This is a genomic window from Sporichthya sp., from assembly GCF_013815995.1.
Taxonomy (GTDB): Bacteria; Actinomycetota; Actinomycetes; order Sporichthyales; family Sporichthyaceae; genus Sporichthya.
This window is the reverse complement of the sequence record NZ_JACDFE010000284.1, coordinates 1-4,910: the sequence shown is the minus strand read 5'-3', so window position 1 is coordinate 4,910 and position 4,910 is coordinate 1. Positions and strand designations below refer to the sequence as shown.

The 4,910-nt window shown below is 71.1% G+C and carries 5 protein-coding genes; 3 read left to right on the top strand and 2 right to left on the bottom strand.

The genetic code is table 11. The annotated features are described in order from the left end of the window. Positions 1-40 precede the first annotated feature (40 nt). A complete protein-coding gene (locus H0X00_RS21600) occupies positions 41-1,048 on the bottom strand; it encodes a sulfite exporter TauE/SafE family protein (RefSeq protein WP_293774728.1) in 1,008 nt (335 codons plus the stop codon). A gap of 105 nt (positions 1,049-1,153) precedes the next feature. On the opposite strand from H0X00_RS21600, the gene lnt reads away from it, so the two are divergent. The 3 genes from lnt to H0X00_RS21585 all read left to right on the top strand — a co-directional run bounded on the left by lnt (position 1,154) and on the right by H0X00_RS21585 (position 4,054). After that, a complete protein-coding gene (gene lnt, locus H0X00_RS21595) occupies positions 1,154-2,665 on the top strand; it encodes an apolipoprotein N-acyltransferase (RefSeq protein ID WP_293774727.1) in 1,512 nt (503 codons plus the stop codon). Continuing rightward, positions 2,662-3,441 carry a polyprenol monophosphomannose synthase gene (locus tag H0X00_RS21590; protein WP_293774724.1) on the top strand — a complete coding sequence of 260 codons (780 nt, stop codon included), beginning with the start codon at positions 2,662-2,664 and terminating at the stop codon, positions 3,439-3,441. Before lnt ends, H0X00_RS21590 begins: the two co-directional genes overlap by 4 nt. Before the next feature lie 103 nt (positions 3,442-3,544). After that, on the top strand, positions 3,545-4,054 hold the full coding sequence (locus H0X00_RS21585) for an FxsA family protein (RefSeq protein WP_293774722.1): 510 nt from the start codon (positions 3,545-3,547) through the stop codon (positions 4,052-4,054). 68 nt (positions 4,055-4,122) lie between these two features. On the opposite strand, the gene H0X00_RS21580 is transcribed toward H0X00_RS21585, so the two are convergent. After that, positions 4,123-4,491: an RNA polymerase-binding protein RbpA gene (locus H0X00_RS21580; protein ID WP_293774719.1), complete on the bottom strand. Its 369-nt coding sequence runs from the start codon at positions 4,489-4,491 to the stop codon at positions 4,123-4,125. Positions 4,492-4,910: the final 419 nt, after the last annotated feature.

Genomic DNA, 4,910 nt, shown 5'->3' with positions numbered 1-4,910 from the left:
CCCCCGCCTCTGTTCGAGCTCGCGTATTTCTGACGAGGCGTCAGGAGATGCTGGTCCGGTCCGCCGTCTCGGGCGCGCCGTCCGGGTCCTTCGGTCGCGGCTTACGCCGCCCGGTCAGGGCGCTGAACCACTCACGGGCCGCTGCGGTCGGGGTCATCGGCTCCGGCCGGCGGGTCAGGCCCTGGGTGTGGCGCACCAGCGCCCAGAGCAGCGTGCCGATGACCAGCGCGGTGGCCAGCCAGCCGAGCAGGGCGCCGTTGCCGACGCCGAGCAGCTTGAGAGCCGACGCGGTCAGCACGATCACCAGGGCCCGCCGGATCAGCGCCTGGGAGGCGTGCGCGGACACCCGGGCCCCGACGTACACGCCCGGGATGGCCCCGATCAGCACCGAGGAGGCGACGTCGAACTCGAAGTCGCCGAACATCATGTGGCCGATGGCGGCCGCGCCGACCAGCGGGACCGCCTGCACCAGGTCGGTGCCGACGATCTCCGCGGCCTTGAGTCCGGGGTAGAGGAACAGCAGCGCGACAATGATCAGCGACCCGGAGCCCACCGAGGTCATCCCGACCACGACGCCGCCCACGATGCCGACCAGCACGGTCGGGATCGGGCGCACGACCACCGGTGGCGGGGCGTAGTCCTTGGCCTTGGCCTTGGTCCGGATCGTCTGCAGCGACTTCAGGACGATGCCGGCCGCGGCGATGATCAGCGCCCAGCCGAGCGCCTTCTTCACGAAGCTCTGCAGGTCCGCGTCGTCCCCGCCCAGTTCGCGCAGCAGCAGGACGCCGGCGAACGCGGCCGGCACCGAGCCGACGGCCAGCCAGGTCACCAGCGGCACGTTCACGGTGCCGCGACGGGCATGGACGGCCCCGCCGATCGGCTTCATCACCAGCGAGACCACCAGGTCGCTGGAGACCGCGGTCAGCGGGTTGACGTTGAAGAAGATCACCAGCACCGGAGTCATGAGCGCGCCGCCGCCCATGCCGGTCAGGCCGACGATGAAGCCGACGAACAGGCCGGCCAGGGCCATCATGAGATCGATGTCCACCGGTGGCCCCCTGCAACAATGCTTACCAAGTCGGTTTACTTTAGCAGGGCGAAGGGTCCCGCGCGGGTATAACGGAGCCACGACTTTGAGCGGCCGGGAGGTCGGATGCGACCTCGGCTGGGCCTGGCGATCCTCGCCGGAATCGCGCTGGCGCTCGCCTTTCCGCCCTACGACCTGTGGCCGCTGGCGTTCCCGGCGATCGCAGCACTGAGCCTGCTGGTCCGGGACCTGACTCCGAAGCGTGCGGCCGCCGTCGGCTTCGTCTACGCGCTCGCGTACTTCCTGACCCTGCTGCGCTGGCTGCACGTCATCGGCTGGGACGCGATGATCGTGCTCAGCCTCCTCGAGTCCGCCTTCTACGCGGCGGGCGCGATCGCGATGGCGTACTTCTACCGCTACCGCGCCTGGCCGTTGCTGCACGCCGGCACCTGGGTGCTGATCGAGGCCCTGCGCTCCCGCCAACCGCTCGGCGGCTTTCCCTGGGGCAAGCTCGCCTTCGGCGTGGTGGACAGCCCGCTGGCCGCGCTGGCCTCCCTCGGCGGCACGCCGTTGGTCAGCGCAGGCGTCGCGCTGGTGGGCGCCGCGCTGGCCGCGACCTATCTGGCCGTTCGTGACGGCCGGCTGCGCCCGGGCGGCCTGATCGCCGGCGGCGCGCTGGCCGCCGTCCTGGTCTGCTTCGTCATTCCGCTGCCCACCGGCGGCGGCTCGACGGCGACGGTGGCGCTGGTCCAGGGCAACGTCCCGCGCGCGGGCCTGCCGCTGACTGCGCAACGCGACGCGGTGCTGAACAACCACCTCGTCGCCACCCACGCTCTGGCCGAGGACATCCGGGCCGGGCGGGTCCCGCAGCCGCAGATGGTGATCTGGCCGGAAAACGCCTCGGACGAGGACCCGTTCCGCAAGCCCGAGATCTTCACCAAGATGAACAACGCCGTCGTCGACGTCGGCGCCGACACCCTGATCGGCACCGTGCTGGATTCACCGCCGGACCGCGTGACGAACACCGCGATCGTCTGGTCGCCGACCTCGGGGCCGGGGGAGCGCTACACCAAGCAGAAGCTCGTGCCGTTCGGTGAGTACATCCCGATGCGCGACCTGATGACGAAGTTCATCGGCCGCCTCGCGCTGATCCCGCGCGACTTCCTGCCCGGCACGGTGCCGGGGGTCCTCGATATCGGCGGCACCCGGATCGGCGACGTCATCTGCTTCGAGGTTGCCTTCGACTCCCTGGTCCGGGACACCGTGCGCGACGGCGGCAAGCTGCTGATCATCCAGACCAACAACGCGACCTACGGCCACACCGGCCAACCCGAGCAGCAGCTGGCGATCTCCCGGCTGCGGGCCATCGAGCACGGGCGGGCGATGGTGATCGCCGCCACCAGTGGCATCAGCGGCGTGATCCGCGCCGACGGCAGCGTCGAGCACAAGACCGATGAGTTCACCCAGCAGGTCATCGTCAGCGAAGTCCAGTTGCGCGGGGCCAAGACCCTGGGCACCCGCCTCGGGGCCTGGGTGGAGCTCGCGCTGTGCGCTCCGATCGCTGTGCTGATTGCGTCCGCGTGGCTGCGCCGGATCCAGCGTCGCCGCACAGGCGAGCCGGTTACGGTGGGCCCGTGAGCGAGTCCGCGGCCCGGGTGCTGGTCATCGTCCCGACCTTCGACGAGGCGCTCAACATTCAGGCCGTGATCGCCCGGCTGCGGGCGGCCGTCCCGACGGCCGATGTCCTGATCGCGGACGACAACAGCCCCGACGGCACCGGCCGGATCGCCGATGATCTCGCCGCCGCCGACGCCCAGGTGAAGGTGTTGCACCGGCCCGGCAAGGGCGGCCTCGGCGCGGCGTACCTGGCCGGGTTCGCCTGGGGCCTCGAACGCGGCTACGGCGTCCTCGTCGAGATGGACGCCGACGGCTCGCACCGCCCGGAGGACCTGCCCGGCCTGCTCGCCGCGCTGAAGGACAACGGCGGCACCGCCGACCTCGTGCTCGGCTCGCGCTGGGTGCCCGGGGGCGCGGTGGTGAACTGGCCGGCCAGTCGCAAGCTGATCTCCCGCGGCGGCACCCTCTACGCCAAGGTCGCGCTCGGCATCCCGATCCGGGACGCCACCGGCGGCTTCCGCGCCTTCCGCGCCGACACCCTGCGCGGACTGGACACCGCGAGCGTCGAGTCCCAGGGCTACTGCTTCCAGATCGACCTGGCCTGGCGGGCGGTGCAGCGCGGCTTCACCGTCGTCGAGGTGCCGATCACTTTCGTCGAGCGCGAGCACGGCGTGTCCAAGATGAACCGCGGCATCGTCACCGAGGCGCTGTGGCGGGTCACCGTCTGGGGACTGCAGCACCGGGCGGCCAAGCTCCGCAGGCCGCGGACCCGGATCACCGAGTCCGCCGGCGTCTGATCCCCCTGCGGGACGTCGTCCCGTAGGGGCGCCTGTCAGCCCGCAGGGCGGCTGACAAGCGCCCGCCCAGGACGACGTCCCGCGGGAAGGCAAGAATGGGCGCATGCCGCTGATCGTCGTGCTCGCCCTGCTGGTCGTGCCGATCGCCGAGATCTACCTGATCGTGCAGGTCGGCCAGGAGATCGGCGCGGGCTGGACGATCCTGCTGCTCATCGCCGACGCGGTGCTCGGCAGCTGGCTGATCCGCCGCGAGGGCCGGCGGGCCTGGCTCGCGCTCCGGCAGAAGGTCAACGAGGGCGGGCTCCCGGCCAAGGAGCTCGCCGACGGCGCACTGATCCTGATCGGCGGGACGCTGCTGCTGACGCCGGGCTTCCTCACCGACATTCTCGGCTTCCTTCTGGTGCTGCCGTTCACCCGGCCGCTGGCCCGGGGCGGCCTGATCGCGTTCGCCAAGCGCTACTTCGTCGTCGCCGGTCCGGGTGCCGCCGGCATGGGCCTGCCGCCGTTCCCGCCGGGAATGCGTCCGCCGGGTCAGCAGGGCCCGCCGGGTGGCGGGCCTCCAGCGGGCGGGCGCGGGGACGTGATCCAGGGCGAAGTCGTCGACGACGACTGAGCCCCGGAACAGCACCGCAACAGCGAGAGCCGCCCCGGTGACCGGGGCGGCTCCTTATCGCTGAAAGGTCAGGCTGACTTGCGCGTGGCCGGGTGGCCAGGGATGCCGCCGGCGCGGAGCACGGCCAGGCGCTCGGCGAGGATCTCTTCGAGCTCCTCGCGGGTGCGGCGCTCCATCAGCATGTCCCAGTGCGTGCGTGCCGGCTTGCCCTGCTTGTCGTCCCGCGTCGCGCCGTCAGCGCGCAGGGCGACGTTGCCGCAGACCCGGCACTCCCACACGATGGGAACCTCGTCGGCCTCAGCCGAGAACGGAACGTGGACGCTGTGCCCCTTGGGGCAGGCGTATTCGATGATCTGGCGCGGAGCCAGCTCGATGTCGCGGTCGGTCTCGTAGCTCGTCGCTCCGAGCCGCGAGCCCCGCAATGCCCGCTCACTCATGATCCGCACCTCCTGGGCCAAACGGCCCCTTGGCGGTCCCCCGGTTTGGGAGCTACTCGTACTCAGTGGTACGAGAACGACCCAGACCTCTGATCAATTCCCGAACGAGGGTGTACGAAACCGTTTCGTTCTGGACCTTGGTACCGGTTTCCGCACCCCTGCGCCACTGAATTCCCCGGAAAGTTACCTGCGCGTAGGGAGTTCCCAGCCATGCCACAGCTTCAGCACAGCTACCCCCGCCGATTGGCGGTAGTCATCCCACCAATGCCTGGTCACCCAAGGTGAGCGGGCCGGCGGGGGGCAGGCCGAGCGCGGCCGCCAGATCGGCCCAGTTGCCCCAGCCCGCCCAGGCCGCGAGCGCGGGGGCAAGGCCGGGCGAGGGGCCCAGGGACGCGACCGCGCGCGGGTCCTCGCTGGAC